Raw genomic sequence first — 18,770 nt, 5'->3', positions numbered from 1 at the left:
TAGGCGATTTTTAAAATCGCCCAATATTTCAGCGAGCAACACTTGTTCGCCTTGCTGCATTGCGTCATAAAGATGCAATGAGCCGTCTCGATCTGACCATTCTTGTGATCGATGAAAACACGATCCGCGCCTCGATCATCGAAGAGGGGCTGCGGGAGGCTGGTCATGCGCGGGTGACGGTCATCCATGAAGTGCAGGGCGTCGCACGCACGATCGAGACGCTACGTCCCGACGTCATCATCATCGATCTCGAAAATCCAAACCGCGACATGATGGAGCATCTGTTTCAGCTGACGCGGACGGTAGGGCGGCCAATCGCCATGTTCGTCGATCGTTCCGACACCGCCTCGATCGAAGCGGCTGTCGAGGCCGGCGTATCAGCCTATATCGTCGACGGCCTCAAGAAGGAGCGGGTCAAGCCAATCCTAGATATGGCCGTCAGCCGCTTCAATGCCTTCAGCCGGCTACAGCGGGAACTGGCGGACGCCAAGTCTGCGCTTGAAGAACGCAAGATCGTCGAGCGGGCCAAGGGAATCTTGATGAAGATGCGCGGCCTTTCGGAGGAGGAAGCCTTCGCGCTGCTGCGACAGACGGCCATGAACGAGAAGAAGAAGATGTCCGAGATCGCGCAAAGCGTTGTGACGGCAGCGGGGTTGCTGATGTGAGCGTACCGAGCCCCACCTTGTCCGCCGCCTTGAGAGGGGAGGCATCGGAGTGAATATGAGAGTGCAAGCAACTCGTTCCGCCAAAGCCCAGCAGGCAGGCGACAGCAATCCTTCGGCGCCTGCCCAGATTGCCGGCGAAGGCCCGCGCATACTGCGCGCCGGCTTCATTCCGCTCGTCGATGCTTCTGTCCTGATTGCGGCGGCGGAATTTGGTTTCGCCCGCAAGGAGGGGATCGCCCTCGATCTCGTCAAGGACGTCTCCTGGGCCAATGTCCGCGACCGTCTTGCCTTTCGTCAGTTCGACATCGCCCATATGCTCTCGCCGATGCCGGTCGCGGCGATGCTAGGGCTCGGCTCGAACCCCTCGCCCACGATTACGCCATTCTCTCTCGGCTGCGGCGGCAATGCCATCACGCTATCGACGCGCCTGTTCGACCGCATGTGCGAAGAAACAGGCCTGTCCGATCAGGCAAGCGCACTGGAAAATTCGCAGGCGCTTGCGAAAGTGGTCGACAATATGAAGGCGCGCGGGGAGCAGCCGCCGACGCTTGGCATGACCTATCCCTTCTCGTCGCATAATTACGAATTCCGCTATTGGCTGGCCGCCGGCGGCATCGATCCGGACCGGGACGTGAAGCTCGTCGTCGTGCCGCCGCCCCTCACATCCGATGCGCTCGCCGCCGGCGCCATCGATGGCTTCTGCGTCGGCGCACCCTGGAACATGGTCGCATCCGAACGAGGCGTCGGCCGCATCGTCGCAGCCAAGCAGGATATCTGGCCCTCCGCACCCGAAAAGGTGATCGGCATGCGCCCGGAATGGGCCGAAAGCCATCCGGAAACCGTGTCGCGCCTTATCGTGGCGCTGGACGCAGCAGCGCGCTGGTGTGACCGGCCGGAAAATCACGATTCCCTTGCCGAAGCGCTTGCCGATCAGCGCTATATTGCGGCACCTGTGCACATCATCCGCCATGTGCTGGCGGGCGAATTCAACCTTGATGCCAGGGGCCATCGCCGCATCATCGACAGGTATTTCAGTTTCCATGGCGGCTTTGCCAACTATCCGCGCCCGAGCCAAGCGCTTTGGATCTTCAGCCAGATGATACGCTGGGGGCAAAGCGCATTTTCCGAGCAGAACATGAAGATGGCAGCCTCGGCCTACCGTTCCGATCTCTATCGGCTGGCACTCGGCAGCGAGGCGTCGCCCGACGATGCCGATATCCGTATCGAGGGCGGCAGGGATGGCGACCGCTTCATGGACGGCCATATTTTCGATCCAGCGGAAATCGCCGCCTATGTCGCCGGATTTGCCGTGAAAACGACAAGCGCGACGCAGTCTTTGAGCGACGACATCTAGCCTCAAGGCATGCTGCGCTGCACAGAATAAACGCAGGATCAAAAGCCGGCGAGCGGCATCCGCTCAAAATATTTGCAGAAATCGCAACTGCCCGCAAAGCGAGCCGTCGGACCACCCCCCTGAATAATCGAGCAATTACAATGCCATGATCGCGCCGTGAAAAACTGGCACGCGGCTTGCTTATTCAATTTCGCTTCGATCAACGGCGATCGAAGCACGCAATGCGCGGAAAACGCGCTCGCAAAGACATCGACGTCGCAAGGTTCTTGCCCCGAGGATTCCTTTCCTGTCCCGGGCTGCATCAACCGAGCGGCGTTTTTTTATGTCCAAAATCCACGCGTCACGAGCAAAACAAGGGGAAACTGCAAGTGAAGAAGATCCTTTCCGGTGGTATTACGCGCCGAAACCTTTTGAAGACATCCGCCACGGCAGCCCTGATCGGCGCCGTCAGGACCGCTTTCCCCTCCGGTGCCTTTGCAGCAACCACCGGACCTGAAGTGTCGGATGTGAAGCTTGGTTATATCGCGCTGACGGATGCCGCACCGCTGGTTATTGCCAAGGAAAAGGGCCTGTTCGAAAAGCATGGCCTTTCCAACGTCGATGTGGCCAAGCAGGCCTCCTGGGGTGCAACCCGCGACAATCTCGTGCTCGGCGGGGCGGCAAACGGCATCGACGGCGCCCACATCCTCTCGCCGCTCCCCTACCTCATGCACACGGGCAAGGTGACGCAGAACAACCAAGCCGTGCCGATGGCGATCCTCGCCCGTCTCAATTACGACAGCCAGGGCATTTCGGTTGCAAAGGAATATGCGGAAACCGGTGTGCAGCTTGACGCATCCAAGCTGAAAGCCGCCTTCGACGCGAAAAGAGCCGCGGGCAAGGAGATCAAGGCGGCCATGACCTTCCCCGGCGGCACGCATGATCTTTGGATCCGCTATTGGCTGGCGGCGGGCGGCATCCATCCCGACAAGGACGTCTCGACCATCGTCGTACCGCCTCCGCAGATGGTGGCGAACATGAAGGTCGGCAACATGGACGTCTTCTGCGTCGGCGAGCCTTGGAACGAGCAGCTCGTCAATCAGGGGATCGGCTTTACCGCCTGTACGACCGGCGAAATCTGGAAGGGCCACCCGGAAAAGGCGCTCGGCATGCGCGCAGACTGGATCGAAAAGAATCCGAATGCGGCCAAGGCCCTGCTGATGGCGGTCATGGAAGCCCAGCAATGGTGCGACAGCATGGACAACAAGGAGGAGATGGCGGCCATTCTCGGCAAGCGGCAATGGTTCAACGTGCCGCCCAAGGACGTGCTCGGCCGCCTCAAGGGCGACATCAACTACGGCAACGGCCGGATCGCCAAGGGCACCGATCTTTACATGAAGTTCTGGAAGGGAGGCGTTTCCTATCCCTATCAGAGCCACGACGCTTGGTTCATCGCCGAAAACATTCGCTGGGGCAAGTTCGCTCCCGATACCGATATCAAGACGCTCGTCGGCCAGGTGAATCGCCAAGACATCTGGCGCGATGCCGCCAAGGATCTCGGCGTTGCCGCGTCGGACATTCCCGCATCGACTTCGCGCGGCAAGGAAACCTTCTTCGACGGCAAGGTTTTCGATCCCGAAAATCCCACTGCCTACCTCGAAAGCCTCTCGATCAAGGTGGCGTCATGATGCTCGGCACTCTCTTCCAAAAAGGATTCGTTCAATGTCCGTAACCGCCCGCAAACAGCAAGCTGCCGTTGCGCAAGCGCCTGCTCCCGCAAAGAGCGATGTCGTGACATTGGCAGCCCGCCCGGCTCGGCGCATCAATCCAGGTCGTATCGCTGTCTCGGTCTTGCGTAACGCCCTGCCGCCCCTGGTAGTCCTGGTGCTTCTGCTCGCTATCTGGCAGCTGCTCTGTGAGCAGCCGGGCGCCAGCTTGCCGCCGCCTTCGCAGGTCTGGCAGGACAGTTACGACCTCATCGTCTACCCCTTTTTCTATAACGGGCCGCAGGATATCGGGCTTGCGTGGCGCGTGCTCGTCTCGCTGCAGCGCGTCGCCTATGGCTTCGGCCTTGCCGCCGTTGCCGGCGTGCTGATCGGTGCGGTGATCGGACAATCGGTCTGGGCGATGCGCGGTCTCGACCCGATCTTTCAGGTGCTGCGTACCGTCCCGCCGCTTGCTTGGCTGCCGCTGTCGCTCGCGGCCTTCCAGAATTCCAACCCGTCGGCGATTTTCGTGATCTTCATCACCTCGATCTGGCCTGTTATCATCAACACGGCAGTCGGCGTTCGCAACATTCCACAGGATTATCGCAACGTCGCCAAGGTGCTGCGGCTGAACCAGATCGAATTCTTCTTCCGCATCATGGTGCCGGCGGCCGCTCCCTACATCTTCACGGGCCTTCGCATCGGCGCCGGGCTTTCCTGGCTTGCAATCGTTGCCGCCGAGATGCTGACCGGCGGTGTCGGCATCGGCTTCTTCATCTGGGACGCATGGAACTCCTCGCGTCTGCCCGACATCATCGTCGCACTCGCCTACATCGGCATCACCGGCTTCGTCCTCGACCGCCTGGTCGCAGGCCTCGGTGCCGTCGTGACCCGCGGCATGACGAGCAATTGAGGAGAACCCAATGAGCGCCTATCTGAAGCTCGATCATATCAACAAATATTTCGATCGCGGCGGCCAACGTGCCGAAGTCCTGAAGGGCATCGAACTCATCATCGACAAGGGCGAATTCGTGTCGATCATCGGCCATTCCGGCTGCGGCAAGTCGACCCTGTTGAACCTCATTGCGGGCCTCACGCCTGTTTCCGCCGGTGCGGTGCTGCTTGAGAACCGGGAAGTCAACGCGCCAGGTCCGGATCGCGCCGTAGTCTTTCAGAACCATAGCCTGCTGCCCTGGCTCAGCGTTTACGAGAACGTCAATCTCGCTGTCTCGAAGGTATTCCGCGGCACGAAGAGCAAGGCGGAGCGTCATGACTGGGTCATGCGCAACCTCGATCTCGTGCAGATGGCCCATGCCAAGGACAAGCGTCCCTCGGAAATATCAGGCGGCATGAAGCAGCGTGTCGGCATTGCCCGCGCACTCGCCATGGAGCCAAAGATCCTGCTGCTTGACGAGCCCTTCGGCGCGCTGGATGCGCTCACCCGCGCCCATCTTCAGGATGCCGTCATGGAAATCCACGCCCGCCTCGGTAGCACGATGGTGATGATCACCCATGATGTCGATGAAGCCGTGCTGCTCTCCGACCGCATCGTCATGATGACCAATGGCCCGGCCGCTCATATCGGCGATGTCCTTGAAGTGCCGATCCCGCGGCCGCGCAGCCGCATCGAGCTTGCGTCCGACAGAACCTACCTCAAATGCCGCGAGGCCGTGCTGAAGTTCCTCTACGAACGCCACCGCTTCGTCGAAGCCGCGGAGTGATACCATGACCCAGAAACTCGTCATCATCGGCAATGGCATGGCGCCAGGGCGCATGCTGGAATATCTGCTGGAAAAGGCGCCCGGCCTCTATCAGGTCACGATCTTCAACGCTGAACCGCGCGTCAATTACGATCGCATCATGCTGTCGCCGGTGCTGTCAGGCGAAAAGGACTTCGAGCAGATCATCATCCATGGCGACGGCTGGTACATCAAGCACGGCATCACGCTCTACAAGGGACACAAGATCGTCGCCATTGACCGGGCGGCAAAGACGGTCACCTCCGATCACGGCGTGACGGAGAGCTACGACAAGCTTGTCATCGCGACAGGCTCCGTTCCCTTCATCATCCCCGTTCCCGGCAACAATCTTCGCGGAGTCATCACCTATCGCGATCTGGACGACGTGCAGGCCATGCTGCTTGCGGCTCAGTCACGCGAAAAGGCCGTTGTCATCGGCGGCGGCCTGCTCGGTCTGGAAGCGGCCGCTGGGCTTAGCCTGCGTGGTATGGATGTCACCGTTCTTCATGTGCAGCCGACTCTGATGGAACGCCAGCTCGATCCGGCCGCCGGCTATCTCCTGCAAAAGGCGGTCGAGGAGCGCGGCATCAAGGTCATCACCAAGGCCAATACCAAGGCGATCATCGGTGATGGCAAGGTCGAGGGGATCGAACTCGACGATGGACGGGTGATCCCGGCCACGCTCGTCGTCATGGCCGTCGGGATCCGTCCCAATGTCGGCCTTGCCAAGGAAGCGGGCATCGCCGTCAACCGCGGCATCGTCGTCGATGACGGCATGCAGACCTCGGATGGCTCGATCATGGCGCTCGGCGAATGCGCCGAAGTCGGCGGCATGGTCTATGGCCTCGTCGCCCCCCTCTACGAGATGGCGCGTGTGGCCGCCTCGCACCTCGCTGGCGACGCGAGCGCCGCCTTCGTACATTCGGACACGCCGACGAAGCTGAAGGTCACAGGCATCGATCTGTTTTCGCTCGGCGACTTCGCCGATGGCGACGATCGCGAAGAGATCGTCCTGCGCGACGCGGCGGCCGGCGTCTACAAGCGCCTCGTGCTGAAGGACAACAGGATCATCGGCACCGTGCTTTATGGCGAGACGGCCGACGGCGCCTGGTTCAACGACCTGAAGAAGAAGGCGGTCGATATCTCTGAGATGCGCGATACCCTGATCTTCGGCCAGGCCTATCAGGGAGGGTCACCGCTGGACCCTATGGCGGCCGTTGCAGCCTTGCCGGATGATGCGGAGATCTGCGGCTGCAACGGCGTCTGCAAGGGCAAGATCACCTCGACGATCACGGCCAAGGGCCTGACATCGCTCGACGACGTGCGCGCCCACACGAAGGCTTCGGCCTCCTGCGGATCCTGCACGGGCCTTGTCGAACAATTAATGTCGATCACGCTCGGCGACAGCTACAACCCCGCTGCCGTGCAGCCAATGTGCACCTGTACCGAGCTCGGCCATGACGATGTCAGAAGGCTGATAAAAGCCAAGGGATTGAAGACCATTCCTGCCGTTATGCAGGAGCTTGAATGGAAGACTTCCTGCGGCTGCGCCAAGTGCCGCCCGGCTCTGAACTATTACCTCGTCTGCGATTGGCCGGACGAATATGCCGATGACTACCAGTCGCGCTTTATCAATGAACGCGTGCATGCCAACATCCAGAAGGACGGCACCTATTCCGTGGTGCCACGCATGTGGGGCGGCGTCACCAGCTCGAACGAGCTGCGCGCGATTGCCGACGTCGTCGACAAGTTCGAAATCCCGATGGTAAAGGTGACCGGCGGTCAGCGCATCGATCTTCTCGGCGTACAGAAGGAGGATCTGCCCGCCGTCTGGGCCGATCTCGGCAAGGCTGGCTTCATCTCGGGGCAAGCCTATGCCAAGGGCCTGCGCACGGTGAAGACCTGCGTCGGCTCCGACTGGTGCCGCTTCGGCACGCAGGATTCCACCGGTCTTGGCATCCGCATCGAGAAATTCATGTGGGGCTCATGGACGCCGGCGAAGGTGAAGATGGCCGTCTCCGGCTGTCCGCGCAATTGCGCCGAGGCGACCTGCAAGGATGTCGGCGTCATCTGCGTCGACAGCGGCTTCGAAATCCATTTCGCCGGTGCCGCCGGTCTCGACATCAAGGGCACGGAAGTGCTCGGCCTCGTCAAGACGGAGGACGAGGCGCTCGAACATATCGTGGCGTTGACGCAGATGTATCGCGAGCAGGCCCGCTATCTCGAGCGTATCTATAAATGGGCCAAGCGCATCGGCCTCGACGAGATCCGCCGCCAGATCATGGGTGATGCCGAAAAGCGCAGGGCTTATTACGAGCGCTTTGTTTTCAGCCAGAAATTCGCCCAGGTCGATCCCTGGTCGGAGCGCGTCTCCGGCAAGGACAAACATGAGTTCAAGCCGATGGCGACGGTGGGCTTCCCGCAGGCCGCCGAGTGAGGAGATGAATATGAACTGGATCGAAATTGGCGACATCTCCGACATCCCGCCTCGCGGCGCACGCTGCGTAAAAACCCCGCAGGGCAAGATCGCCGTGTTCCGCACGGCAGAAAACGAGGTCTTCGCCATCGAGGATCATTGCCCGCACAAAGGCGGGCCGCTCTCCCAGGGCATCGTTCACGGTAAAGCTGTGACCTGTCCGCTGCACAACTGGGTGATCTCGCTCGAAACCGGCAAGGCGCTTGGCGCCGATCAGGGCGAAGTGCGGACTATTCCGGTCCGAAACGAGGACGGGGCGCTCTTCATCGCGCTCGAAAGCCTGATGATGGCGGCGGAGTGAGGATGACGGTGCGCGGGAAAAATCACCCCCCTCTGTCAGCTTCGCTGACATCTCCCCCACAAGGGGGGAGATTGGCCGGAGCGAGAAGTCACCTTTATCGAGCCAAAATGGAAAGATCGGCGAAAGCGGCGCCAGGTGATCTCCCCCCTTGTGGGGGAGATGTCCCGCATGGACAGAGGGGGGTGTTCTCCCACGCTCTAACATTCATGGACCCCACCCATGTCCATTGAAACCAAAACCACCTGCCCCTATTGCGGCGTCGGATGCGGCGTCATCGCCAGGGTCGATGACGCCGGCAAAGTTTCCGTCAAAGGCGACCCCGACCACCCTGCCAACTTCGGACGCCTGTGCTCGAAGGGCTCCGCCCTAGCCGAAACGATCGATCTCGACGGACGCCTGCTCCATCCGGAAATTGCCGGCCAGAGGGCAAGCTGGCACGAGGCGCTTGATCTGGTCGCGAGACGCCTCAGTGAGACGATTGCCGAGCATGGACCGGATTCCGTTGCCTTCTACGTCTCCGGCCAGCTGCTGACGGAGGATTATTACGTCGCCAACAAGCTGATGAAAGGCTTCATCGGCTCGGGCAATATCGACACGAATTCGCGGCTCTGCATGTCATCCTCGGTCGCCGGTCATCGCCGCGCCTTCGGTTCGGATACGGTGCCCGGCACCTACGAGGATATCGAGCTTGCCGACCTCGTCATCCTCACCGGCTCCAATCTCGCCTGGTGCCATCCGGTCATCTACCAGCGGCTGGCGGCGGCAAAGGCGGCACGGCCGACGATGAAGATCGTCGTCATCGATCCGCGCCGGACCATGACCTGCGATATCGCCGATCTGCATCTGGCGATCCGGCCGGATGGCGACGTTGCCCTTTTCCTGGGCCTGTTCGAGCATCTGATCACAAGCAACACCATCGATCAGAATTATATTGCCGAGCATACCGGCGGCTTTGCCGAGGCCTTTGCAGCCGCCGGCGCCCTGTCGTTCAACCGCGTGCTTGAGCTGACCGGCCTGCCCGCCATGCAGCTTCGCGAATTCTACCGGCTGTTTGCGCAGACCGAGAAGGTCGTTACCTGCTACAGCCAGGGTGTCAACCAATCCTCATCCGGCACCGATAAGGTCAACGCCATCATCAATTGCCATCTCGCGACCGGCCGCATCGGCCGGCCCGGTATAGGCCCCTTCTCACTGACCGGCCAGCCGAATGCCATGGGCGGCCGCGAGGTCGGCGGCCTCGCCAACATGCTTGCCGCTCACATGGCGATCGAGAGCGCTTTGGATCGCGACCGCGTGCAGCGCTTCTGGCAGTCACCGCGGATTGCCGGAAAGCCGGGATTGAAGGCGGTCGACATGTTTCGCGCCGTCGCCGACGGCCGCATCAAGGCATTGTGGATCATGGCGACCAACCCCGTCGTCTCCATGCCGGACGCCGATGCCGTCGAGGCGGCCATCAGAGCCTGTCCCTTCGTCGTTGTCTCCGACATCCTGCGCGAGACGGATACGACGCGGCACGCGCATGTGCTGCTGCCCTCGCTGGGTTGGGGGGAAAAGGACGGCACCGTCACCAATTCCGAACGGCGGATTTCGAGGCAGCGCCAGTTTCTCGCAGCCCCCGGCGAAGCCAGGCCCGACTGGTGGCAAATGGCCGAAGTCGGCCGCCGCATGGGATTTTCGCAAGCCTTCTCCTTTCGCACGAATGCCGAGATATTCGCCGAGCACGCAGGCCTTTCCGGCTTCGAAAACGAGGGAAGCCGGGACTTCGACATCGGCGCTTATCAAGCGATCGCCACAGAAGAATACGACGCGCTCACGCCGTTCCAATGGCCACAGCCAGCCGGGGCGGCACCACGGATCACACGCTTCTTCGCAGATGGCGGATTTTATCATTCCGATCGCAAGGCGCGCTTCGTCGCCATAGAACCGCCGGCTACCGATCGAACCGACCGTCGCTTCCCCCTGACGCTCAATACCGGACGCGTTCGCGATCACTGGCATACGATGACACGCACCGGCAAAAGCGCCCGCCTATCGGGCCACATCGCCGAGCCCTTCGTCGAGATCCATCCGCGCGACGCGATCGAGATCGGTGTCGCCGAAGCGGGCCTGGTCGAGATCGAGAGCCCACATGGCAAGGTGATCGTCCGCGCCTTGGTGACGGAACGGCAGGCGCGCGGCAGCCTTTTCGTACCGATGCACTGGAACGACAGCTTCGCCGCCAAAGCCCGCATCGATGCTGTGGTCGCTCCCCTTACAGATCCGATTTCCGGTCAGCCCGCGTCGAAGAATGTCGCAGTCTGCGCACGCCGCTTCCAGGCCTCGCATTATTGCTTCACGGTCTCCACAGCAAAGCCGCGCGACCTCGAGAGTGCCTATTGGGCGCTTGCCAAGACCGATGGTGGATGGCGGACAGAACTTGCGTTCGATCTGGTACCGGACGACTGGGTCAGCTGGTGCCGCATGACATTCGATATACCAGTTGACCTCGAGCCGCTCGGCTATGCCGATCAGGCCTCCGGAGACCTGCGCCTTGCCTTCTTCGATGGCGAGCGGCTGCTTGCGGCTCTCTTTGTCGCCCGCCAACCCGTCGCGGTCGCCCGAAACTGGGCGATCGCCCAGCTTTCGGCATCGCACGGCAATCTCAACAAGCGGTTTGCGCTGATCGCAGGCAGGCCGGGAGCCGATACGATTGATGCCGGTGCGACGGTCTGTTCCTGCTTCAGCGTCGGCGTCAATCAAATCATCGCGGCCATTCGCGACGGCTGTCACAGTGTCGAAGCCGTCGGCAAGAAGCTTAATGCTGGAACCAATTGCGGCTCCTGCCGAGCCGAGATCCGTACGATCATCGATAGCTGTCTTGCCGCGGCGGCAGAATGACCGGTCTGGCATCATAGCCGATCATTCGCGTTAAACTGCAGTTTCACCTTAACGTTCTCGGTGCTAGAACTATTGAAAATAGCTGCATGATTTCGCTTTCCTTTTACACTCCGGGGAGGATGGGAGCGGATGGAGATCGAGGGCCGGAAGGTTCAACTCAGCTACGGCGCCGAGCCGGGCATACGCTTCGCCGTCCTTCTCGACGGCAACGGCAGCTGTCGCGAGATCGGTGCCGCCGGCCTGCAGAGTTGGAAGCCGGCAGACGGAATTCTCTGGGTTCATCTCGAGCGTGACCATGATGCGGCGGCCGCTTGGATAACACGAAATGGCGGTTTCGATCCGCTCGTCGCCGACGCGTTGCTCGAGGATGAATCGCGTCCGCGCGTCGAGCCGGTCGATGATGGCTTGCTGATCATTCTTCGCGGCGTCTGCGCTGCACCGCCCGACGAGGCGGATGTGGCGGTCGAGGATCTGGATCTCGTTCCCCTGCATGCCTGGGTGGACGAGAACCGCGTCGTAACGCTTCGCGACAGCGGCCATTACATCACCGCTCTTCGGGACATTCGCCAGGCGCTCGAAAAGGGCAAGGGGCCGAAGCGCACCGGCGAACTGCTTGCCCTCGTGAGCGACAAGCTCGTAAGGGACCTGGAGCCCGTTCTTGATCAGATGGATGAGGAAGTTGACGAGCTGGATGAGCTGATCTTCCATGGCGAGGCCGCCGAAGTCCGCGAGCGCCTGAAGCTGCTTCGCAGACGCGCCGTGCAGCTAAGACGCTATCTTTCGCCGCAACGCGATGCCCTCAATCGCATCGAACATGACGACGCTCCCTGGCTTGCCGAACGCGACAAGCTTCGCATGCGTGAGGTCATCGACAAGCTGATGCGCTGCATCGAATATCTGGATGCGATCCGCGACCGGACGGGCATCCTGCATGACGACCTTTCGACCGTCATCAGCGAGCGCATCGCCCGCAACTCCAACCGGCTTGCAGCGCTTGCCGCGTTGCTGCTGCCGCCGAGCGTCGTCGCCGGCCTGTTCGGCATGAATGTTGGCGGCATTCCAGGCGTCAACGACACCTGGGCCTTCGTCATCATCGTCGTGCTGGTCGCCGTCACCTCCATCGTCACCCTCTATATTCTGAAGCGCATCAACTGGCTCTGACGGCCTGGGAACCGAGCATAGCCTGCGGCGTTCCTAGCTAGTCTGACGAAGGGATTGATATCATGCGTCATCAAGCGCGCCTTCTCACCGTCCTTGCCGCTGTTTGCCTGGCGACACCTGCCGCCGCCGATAAAATCGGATTTCTGAAGCCGCTGAACGGCAGCTGGACGGGAACCGGCAAGGTGCTTCGAAAGATCGGCGACCCGCCGATCAATGTCTCCTGCAGGTTTACCATCAGCGCACCCGGCTCCTCGATTTCGATGAGGGGAAATTGCCGCGGCCTTCTCACCATCAATCGCGCGATCTCGGCCCAGCTCACTGCGCGCGGAAACCGATATTCCGGCACCTATACCGGTCCTTCCGGTGCGACGTCGCAGCTGTCGGGCAGCAGGCAGGGCGATGTCATCAATCTGGCGGTGCGCTGGGCACGCCTCGTCAACGGCGATCGCGATGCCAATATGACCATCCGCAGGCAAGGCAATAGCCAGCTGACGCTACGGACCATCGATAAGGATCTAAGCTCCGGCAAAGCGATCGTGACGAGCGAGATCAATCTGCATCGTCAATGATGCTGAAAACGAAAGCCCGTTGCTCGTTGTCAACCAAGACCGGCCGTCGGCTCGACATTCGTCGAGATCAGATCTGTCCGCATGACAGACGCGTGTCGGATTGGATTTCGGCGATCAATCAGCCTCTGCTTCTGCGAGGCCGTTTACCCGCGGGCTTCTCAATCAATGGCTCAGACCCTTCCCTGGCCAGCCTTTCCTTGCGAAGCCGCTCAGTCTTGCTTTCACGCGCGGCTTCTTCGTTGTGAATGATGGTCCACGCAGATTCATTCGTAGCAATCGCAGCCTTCTCGGCTTTGGACAAAGGCTTGTTTTGCCGGTTGATCCTATATGCACTCATGTTGCCTCCCTGAGCAGCCGGCAGCAAAAAAGGCCGGAGCGAAATCGCGCCGACCTTCCCGACATCGCCTTCGCACCAATGCCAGTACATCCGTGGTCAGAAGAGGAACGCGACTAAGACATTGCGAGCCTCCAAATTTAGCTGGCGCTCACCAACAATGCCATTTCGGATATTTAGTTCATTATTTCGTAAAATTCAAGCACTTAGAAAATTTATTTCCGAAGAAACGCCATTTCCGTTGCACCGATAAAATGAGTTTTCTAGCAACGGAAGCGCAGCCTTTAATTCAGCTTCTCGGGACATCGGATAACTGATAGATTGAAACCGATCGATGTGACACGGAAATCGTTCCGCCACCATCCTTCACGGATGGCGCATGTCGAAGGTTACGCTCAGATATGCGGTTCGCCAGGAGCGTGACCGCACTTGGACTGTATACGATATTTTCACAGGAAGAGCCGCTCAGCCCACACATTGGATTTTGAGTATTCTGACTGAGAAAGAGGCGAAAGCTTATTGCACCATTCTCAACGTCAAAGACGTCGAGCGACGAGAGCGATTGGGGTTTTAGACCATCACTATCGGCTTCCGCAGCCGAATTCTCTGCGTATTATTCATCGCGGCGGATAAATAACAGCAAGCTTATGCTTTACCACGCCGTATAGGCTTTTTCCGTGCTTTGACCGACTTTTCTGCCTTCGGTTCCACCATTGCTTCTCGTTGCAGGCGAAGGGCTCGCAAAGCCTCCGTTTTCTTTTCCCGTGCGGAATTCTCTGCCGCGACAATGGTTTTTGCCGCATTGTCGGTAATCGTGGCTTTATCATTGCCGAGAGACGCGGTCTTCCTAAAGAACTGTTCCTTGGTAGCTGACATGATCGCTCCTTCCTGCAGAATACCGAATGGGGATTGAATGCCCAGACGTTAACGACTTGCGCCCCTGCTGCGATTACTTTTGGGCAGCAAGCCATCTCTTTGCAGCTTTTTTCGCAGCAACTTGCGCTGCCGCCGAATGGCTTGCGCCTTTTCTAAAGCGCGACGCTCGGATGGCTTTAAGTAGGCCGAGCGCATCTTTATCTCGCGGAATACACCATCTCGGATCATCTTCTTCTTGAGTACGCGCAAGGCTTGATCAATATCGTTATCTCTTACAAAAACCTGCAAAACATACCCTTTCCATAGTGTGCTCTGTGACGCCTTATGTCTTAACGGAATGCTTGCCTTTTCCACCTATCGCGAGAGGTTTGAGCCATGGCTCCTGTTTGCGAGGAGTTGATCCTTGATCATCGGCAGTTGGATCCGTGCTCAACTTCTCGATTTCGGTCGACGAGATACGTCGCTCGAAACTCTCGTCCAAAAAGCGCACCTGATAATGGATCTCGTCGGAGTCGGAGGGCAGTGTGCTTATGATCCGACATAGTCTCGGAGCCGCTTTCAGCCGGTTGAGATCGGCCTTCAGGGCCACAATGTCTCCAACTGAATATTTCATTCTGCTCATCGCATCCCCTTGCAGATGGGTCGCAGAAATATAAAAGGCCGGGCCATAAACCCGACCTTCTCCGTCAATCAAATCATTACTGCCAGTACATCCGTGGTCAGCAAGATGAGTGACAATTAGATTGCTCTCAGATTATCAGCGGAGCTCTTGCCGGTCTTGCGATCGCGCACCAGTTCGTAGCTGACCTTCTGACCCTCTGCGAGAGCATTCATACCCGCGCGCTCAACGGCGGAAATGTGAACGAACACATCGGTTGCGCCATCTTCAGGCTGAATGAAGCCGAAGCCCTTGGCGCTATTGAACCACTTTACGGTTCCTGAACTCATAGCGGATTCCTTTCAATTAGACATAGGATTTCGTTCCGCCGAAAACCGTTTTCGGCAGTATTACAAACCGAAATTGAAAGAAAATTCGCGCCACGCTTCCGGGCAAACAAAGATCATCAAGCAAGATCGACCATAAGAACATAGGTATGAAATAGGGCAAAGGCAAGGCTACATTTTCTGATTGATGAATTCGGCCGAAAATCACCCTTAAATTACAAGGGAGTTAGGCTCGCCGGTTGGCGTTTTCATTGGAAAACCGCCATGCCTGTCGGCGGCTCGGGCCGCGAACGCGGTCTTGCTTGACTTTTCGAACTCCATATGAGAACATAAAGTGAACAAATGGAGTTTTCCATGACCAAGGCAGAACAAGTCATCGAACGTGCAATGACCTTTGTCGCTGTCTCGAAGGCCCTTCGGGAGCGCGAACAGGAACGGCGCGCCACATGGACGCGCCGCGTTGAAATCAGCCGGCCGCTACCGCCTTTGCCGCGCGCCGTTCAGCTCTCGTTGAAGCTCGACAGCTGAAGAGGCAAGGGCTGTAACCAGCACCCGGCAGGCTGTGAAGCGCCCGCCTTTTTGGCGGGCGCATGACCTCTTTATTGCTTAGGCCTTGAAGAAGGCGAGCAGATCAGCATTGATCACGTCCGCATGCGTGGTGGCCATGCCGTGCGGGAAGCCCTTATAGACCTTGAGCGTGCCATTCTTTAGCAGCTTCGAGGAAAGAAGCGCCGAATCCGCGATCGGCACAATCTGGTCGTCGTCGCCATGCATGACGAGGGTCGGGACTTCGATCTTCTTCAAGTCTTCGGTGAAGTCTGTTTCCGAAAAGGCCTTGATGCAATCGTAATGGGCCTTGGTGCCGCCCATCATGCCCTGGCGCCACCAATTATCGATAACGCCCTGCGAAACAGCTGCGCCCGGACGATTGAAACCGTAGAACGGCCCTGCCGGAATATCGCGGAAGAACTGAGCGCGGTTGGCTGCAAGTGCGGTGCGGAAGCCATCAAAAACTTCCAGCGGCAGGCCGCCGGGGTTCTTGTCGGACTTGACCATGATCGGCGGTACGGCGCCGATCAGCACGGCCTTCGAGACGCGGCCATGGCCGCCATACTGGGCGACATAGCGCGCAACTTCGCCGCCGCCTGTCGAATGGCCGACATGGATGGCGCCCTTGAGATCGAGATGCTCGGCAAGAGCCGCCACATCGGCAGCGTAGGTATCCATTTCATTTCCGGTCGCCGTCTGGCTGGAGCGGCCATGGCCGCGGCGGTCGTGGGCGATGACGCGGTAGCCCTGGTGAAGGAAGAATAGCATCTGGGCGTCCCAATCGTCGGAGCTCAAGGGCCATCCGTGATGGAAGACGATCGGCTGGCCCGTCCCCCAGTCCTTGTAGAAGATCTGCGTTCCGTCCTTGGTGGTGATCGTGCTGCTGCTCATGGTGTCCTTACCTTTTGAAGTTGATTGCTTTGTAGAGGCTTGTGCAGGTTGAGCGAAGGGGCTGACAGCTGCAGCGGCCGCAAGGCCAAGCCCGGCTGTCATAACGCCCCGACGAGTAGCTTGAGGGATCGACTGGCTCATTTCAATCTCCACTTAAATTTATCGTGCGATTTATTATCGCGACATGGATATGCATAATGGCTTTCGCTTAGCCTGTCCATATAAAAATTTGATCCACGATTATTTATTGCAATAAATAATTAGGCACCATAAGCCAATCGGCCGAGCGCTCTTGATGAGGCCCCGCAGAAGAGCAGACATTTTCGCAATCAGATTGAGCTCGACCAGGTGTGCGAGCTATTGCATCGGCTTATCGACAAAATGCGCAATCGCGAATTGCGCAACGCGTTCGTTCGATTTCCTCGCATCGTCGAGCCAGAACGGGAAAATCTGCCATTGATGGATCATCCCCGGCCAGACTTCCAGGCTCACATTACCGCCCGCCTGGCGTACTTTGTCTGCGAACCGCGAGGCGTCATCAAGTAGCACCTCGCGAGCGCCGACCTGGATCAACAGCGGGGGAAACCCCGAGACATTGCCATAGAGCGGCGATATGTCGGGATCGGCGAGAGGACGATCACGCGCGAACGCATCGTGGATGAGGGTCAGCTCGGCCTTGTTCATGAAAGGATCGCTGGCGGCGTTGGCGGCCAGGGAAGCGCCCGTTGCGGCGAAATCGGTAATCGGGCTCATCGCGACCACGGCAGCGGGAAGCGGACCACTCAGCCTAAGCTGGTTCAAAACGACCTCGATGGCCAGAGTTGCGCCAACCGACTCGCCGACGATAACGATGTTGCCGGCCTTGTATCCTGATGTCAGAAGCCAGCGATAGGCCGCAATGGCATCGTCTCTTTGCGCGGGAAAGCGATTTTCGGGCGCGAGGCGATAGTCGATCAACAGCACGTCGGCCGAGGCCGCCTTGGCGAGCGAACCGGCTATGTTGGCGTGCGTGCGAAGCGAGCCGCTATAAAAGCCGCCGCCATGCAGATAAAGGATGGCACGCCGCCCGATCGGATGATGCAACCGTGCCGGCCAGATCAGATCGCCATCCACACCGTTGGCGTCGACACGCCGTATCTGGACACGCGCCGGGCCTGGCGTCGATGCCATGAGCTTTTCGAAACCGGAGCGGCGTTGCAACAGGTCGGCTCCGGACACCGCGCCGCTGTCACGCAAAGTGCCGATCAGCTTCTCGATCTGCTCGCTCGAAGCCTTTGTCTGCGGAGCGATCTCGGGTGTCTCGGCGGCTGCAGCTTGCGATATCGACCCCAGGCCTGCACATATCAGAACGGTCACTGCCATGACGAAACGGAACATGCGGCGCAACGATCGGAACTCGTTCATCAAATAAGCCTTTTCCCCGTAAGGCCGTGGACGCTATTGTGATGCCACGGTCGCAGAAAAGCTATTTGTGTCAAGTATGATAGGCGACGTGAGACTGGAATTTCCATTCATCCGCTGCCCATCATTGCCTCGACACGATCAACCGATGATCGCTTCCCTATTGGTGCTCCGTTTCATTGAGGTGACAGCGCCGGTGGACAAGTCGATGTTCATTCAGGCTCATGTCTGGCCGCTGTAAGGCGAGCGATGATCGCCTGCCGCGCCATTCTCGAGCCGGCAAGGCGTTGCCTGGTTCTGGCCAACACCTCAGCGCTGGCCTTCTCGGGCAATCCGGAATGAAATGGCGGCTCTGGCGCGTATTCCAGTGACAGTTGGATCGCTTCGGCTTCCTCTCGACCGCGCAAGGCGGCAGCAATCGTCAATCCGAAATCGATGCCGGCAGTCACGCCGCCCGCGGTGAAGAGATTGCCATCCCGCACCACGCGCCCCGGCGTGACAACGGCTCCGAAACTCTCGAGGAAATCAAGCGCATTCCAATGGGTCGTGGCCTTCTTGCCCTTGAGCAGGCCGGCCGCCCCAAGCACGAGAGAACCGGTGCACACCGATGTTACGAAGCGCGCTCGGCTCGCCTGTTCCCGGACGAAGCTGAGGACGGCCGTATCCTCGAGCAATGCATTGACGCCGGCACCGCCGGGCACGCAGATCACATCGAGCGGCGGGCAGTCGGCAAACGTCGTCGTCGGCTGCAGCACCAGCTTCGTTGCCGACACGATCGGTGACGTGTCCTTCCACACCAGATGCACCTCCGCATCATCCATCGAGGCGAATACCTCATAAGGTGCGGTCAGATCGAGTTGCTGGACGCCGGGAAAGGCAAGCAGGCCGAAGCGAATGGTCATGACATGTCTCCGAGGATTGACTTTTCCAAACCTATGCGACAACGA

The 18,770-nt window shown here is 59.3% G+C and carries 18 protein-coding genes; 11 read left to right on the top strand and 7 right to left on the bottom strand.

Going from position 1 to position 18,770, the window contains the following annotated elements; all coding sequences use genetic code 11:
* Positions 1-77: 77 nt before the first annotated feature.
* From GDN47_RS10880 to GDN47_RS10830, 10 genes are all read left to right on the top strand, one after another.
* The gene (locus GDN47_RS10880; protein WP_069614611.1) at positions 78-665 is read left to right on the top strand and encodes an ANTAR domain-containing response regulator; all 588 of its coding nucleotides are present in this window, start codon (positions 78-80) and stop codon (positions 663-665) included.
* Between the two features lie 55 nt (positions 666-720).
* Positions 721-2,019: a CmpA/NrtA family ABC transporter substrate-binding protein gene (locus GDN47_RS10875; RefSeq protein WP_152093301.1), complete on the top strand. Its 1,299-nt coding sequence runs from the start codon at positions 721-723 to the stop codon at positions 2,017-2,019.
* A gap of 368 nt (positions 2,020-2,387) precedes the next feature.
* Entirely contained in the window at positions 2,388-3,686 is a 1,299-nt protein-coding gene (locus GDN47_RS10870) for a CmpA/NrtA family ABC transporter substrate-binding protein (RefSeq protein ID WP_152093300.1), read from the top strand.
* A 34-nt stretch (positions 3,687-3,720) separates the two neighbouring features.
* Positions 3,721-4,617, top strand: coding sequence for a nitrate ABC transporter permease (gene ntrB, locus GDN47_RS10865; protein WP_145318411.1), 897 nt, complete (start codon positions 3,721-3,723; stop codon positions 4,615-4,617).
* 10 nt (positions 4,618-4,627) lie between these two features.
* Positions 4,628-5,425, top strand: coding sequence for an ABC transporter ATP-binding protein (locus GDN47_RS10860; protein ID WP_152093299.1), 798 nt, complete (start codon positions 4,628-4,630; stop codon positions 5,423-5,425).
* Positions 5,426-5,429: 4 nt separating this feature from the next.
* On the top strand, positions 5,430-7,880 hold the full coding sequence (nirB, locus tag GDN47_RS10855; protein ID WP_152093298.1) for a nitrite reductase large subunit NirB: 2,451 nt from the start codon (positions 5,430-5,432) through the stop codon (positions 7,878-7,880).
* A gap of 4 nt (positions 7,881-7,884) precedes the next feature.
* On the top strand, positions 7,885-8,220 hold the full coding sequence (gene nirD, locus GDN47_RS10850; protein WP_069614617.1) for a nitrite reductase small subunit NirD: 336 nt from the start codon (positions 7,885-7,887) through the stop codon (positions 8,218-8,220).
* A gap of 219 nt (positions 8,221-8,439) precedes the next feature.
* On the top strand, positions 8,440-11,097 hold the full coding sequence (locus tag GDN47_RS10840; protein WP_152093297.1) for a nitrate reductase: 2,658 nt from the start codon (positions 8,440-8,442) through the stop codon (positions 11,095-11,097).
* Positions 11,098-11,226: 129 nt separating this feature from the next.
* A complete protein-coding gene (locus tag GDN47_RS10835) occupies positions 11,227-12,258 on the top strand; it encodes a CorA family divalent cation transporter (RefSeq protein ID WP_152093296.1) in 1,032 nt (343 codons plus the stop codon).
* Positions 12,259-12,320: 62 nt separating this feature from the next.
* Positions 12,321-12,827 carry a hypothetical protein gene (locus GDN47_RS10830; RefSeq protein WP_152093295.1) on the top strand — a complete coding sequence of 169 codons (507 nt, stop codon included), beginning with the start codon at positions 12,321-12,323 and terminating at the stop codon, positions 12,825-12,827.
* 979 nt (positions 12,828-13,806) lie between these two features.
* Here the strand turns inward: GDN47_RS10830 and GDN47_RS10820 are convergent.
* From GDN47_RS10820 to GDN47_RS10805, 4 genes are all read right to left on the bottom strand, one after another.
* Positions 13,807-14,037, bottom strand: coding sequence for a hypothetical protein (locus GDN47_RS10820; RefSeq protein ID WP_113333159.1), 231 nt, complete (start codon positions 14,035-14,037; stop codon positions 13,807-13,809).
* 48 nt (positions 14,038-14,085) lie between these two features.
* Positions 14,086-14,325 carry a 30S ribosomal protein S21 gene (gene rpsU, locus GDN47_RS10815; protein WP_113333158.1) on the bottom strand — a complete coding sequence of 80 codons (240 nt, stop codon included), beginning with the start codon at positions 14,323-14,325 and terminating at the stop codon, positions 14,086-14,088.
* A 34-nt stretch (positions 14,326-14,359) separates the two neighbouring features.
* Positions 14,360-14,659, bottom strand: a complete 300-nt coding sequence (locus GDN47_RS10810) for a cold-shock protein (protein WP_152093294.1) — start codon at positions 14,657-14,659, stop codon at positions 14,360-14,362.
* A gap of 116 nt (positions 14,660-14,775) precedes the next feature.
* Positions 14,776-14,985, bottom strand: coding sequence for a cold-shock protein (locus GDN47_RS10805; RefSeq protein WP_092706556.1), 210 nt, complete (start codon positions 14,983-14,985; stop codon positions 14,776-14,778).
* 351 nt (positions 14,986-15,336) lie between these two features.
* Between GDN47_RS10805 and GDN47_RS31970 the strand changes: the two genes are divergently transcribed.
* The gene (locus GDN47_RS31970; RefSeq protein WP_015342656.1) at positions 15,337-15,510 is read left to right on the top strand and encodes a hypothetical protein; all 174 of its coding nucleotides are present in this window, start codon (positions 15,337-15,339) and stop codon (positions 15,508-15,510) included.
* 78 nt (positions 15,511-15,588) lie between these two features.
* Here GDN47_RS31970 and GDN47_RS10800 read toward each other — a convergent pair whose 3' ends face one another.
* The 3 genes from GDN47_RS10800 to GDN47_RS10790 all read right to left on the bottom strand — a co-directional run bounded on the left by GDN47_RS10800 (position 15,589) and on the right by GDN47_RS10790 (position 18,725).
* A complete protein-coding gene (locus tag GDN47_RS10800) occupies positions 15,589-16,422 on the bottom strand; it encodes an alpha/beta fold hydrolase (RefSeq protein WP_113407562.1) in 834 nt (277 codons plus the stop codon).
* A 357-nt stretch (positions 16,423-16,779) separates the two neighbouring features.
* Complete coding sequence (locus GDN47_RS10795) at positions 16,780-17,784, bottom strand: alpha/beta hydrolase (RefSeq protein ID WP_152093444.1); 1,005 nt, start codon at positions 17,782-17,784, stop codon at positions 16,780-16,782.
* Between the two features lie 251 nt (positions 17,785-18,035).
* The gene (locus GDN47_RS10790) at positions 18,036-18,725 is read right to left on the bottom strand and encodes a DJ-1/PfpI family protein (RefSeq protein ID WP_152093293.1); all 690 of its coding nucleotides are present in this window, start codon (positions 18,723-18,725) and stop codon (positions 18,036-18,038) included.
* Positions 18,726-18,770: the final 45 nt, after the last annotated feature.

The organism is Martinezella dioscoreae, assembly GCF_009176305.1.
In the GTDB taxonomy this organism is placed as follows: Bacteria; Pseudomonadota; Alphaproteobacteria; order Rhizobiales; family Rhizobiaceae; genus Rhizobium; species Rhizobium dioscoreae.
Note: the sequence above shows the minus strand (reverse complement) of the source record. Positions and strands in the feature narration are given on the sequence as shown.

Excerpts from the sequence above, each read along its gene's own strand:
- GDN47_RS10880 (WP_069614611.1), top strand. The coding sequence starts at position 78 with ATGAGCCGTCTCGATCTGACCATTCTTGTGATCGATGAAAACACGATC.
- GDN47_RS10875 (WP_152093301.1), top strand. The coding sequence starts at position 721 with ATGAGAGTGCAAGCAACTCGTTCCGCCAAAGCCCAGCAGGCAGGCGAC.
- ntrB (WP_145318411.1), top strand. The coding sequence starts at position 3,721 with ATGTCCGTAACCGCCCGCAAACAGCAAGCTGCCGTTGCGCAAGCGCCT.
- GDN47_RS10860 (WP_152093299.1), top strand. The coding sequence starts at position 4,628 with ATGAGCGCCTATCTGAAGCTCGATCATATCAACAAATATTTCGATCGC.
- nirB (WP_152093298.1), top strand. The coding sequence starts at position 5,430 with ATGACCCAGAAACTCGTCATCATCGGCAATGGCATGGCGCCAGGGCGC.
- nirD (WP_069614617.1), top strand. The coding sequence starts at position 7,885 with ATGAATATGAACTGGATCGAAATTGGCGACATCTCCGACATCCCGCCT.
- GDN47_RS10840 (WP_152093297.1), top strand. The coding sequence starts at position 8,440 with ATGTCCATTGAAACCAAAACCACCTGCCCCTATTGCGGCGTCGGATGC.
- GDN47_RS10835 (WP_152093296.1), top strand. The coding sequence starts at position 11,227 with ATGGAGATCGAGGGCCGGAAGGTTCAACTCAGCTACGGCGCCGAGCCG.
- GDN47_RS10830 (WP_152093295.1), top strand. The coding sequence starts at position 12,321 with ATGCGTCATCAAGCGCGCCTTCTCACCGTCCTTGCCGCTGTTTGCCTG.
- GDN47_RS10820 (WP_113333159.1), bottom strand. The coding sequence starts at position 14,037 with ATGTCAGCTACCAAGGAACAGTTCTTTAGGAAGACCGCGTCTCTCGGC.
- GDN47_RS10810 (WP_152093294.1), bottom strand. The coding sequence starts at position 14,659 with ATGAGCAGAATGAAATATTCAGTTGGAGACATTGTGGCCCTGAAGGCC.
- GDN47_RS10805 (WP_092706556.1), bottom strand. The coding sequence starts at position 14,985 with ATGAGTTCAGGAACCGTAAAGTGGTTCAATAGCGCCAAGGGCTTCGGC.
- GDN47_RS31970 (WP_015342656.1), top strand. The coding sequence starts at position 15,337 with ATGACCAAGGCAGAACAAGTCATCGAACGTGCAATGACCTTTGTCGCT.
- GDN47_RS10800 (WP_113407562.1), bottom strand. The coding sequence starts at position 16,422 with ATGAGCAGCAGCACGATCACCACCAAGGACGGAACGCAGATCTTCTAC.
- GDN47_RS10795 (WP_152093444.1), bottom strand. The coding sequence starts at position 17,784 with ATGGCAGTGACCGTTCTGATATGTGCAGGCCTGGGGTCGATATCGCAA.
- GDN47_RS10790 (WP_152093293.1), bottom strand. The coding sequence starts at position 18,725 with ATGACCATTCGCTTCGGCCTGCTTGCCTTTCCCGGCGTCCAGCAACTC.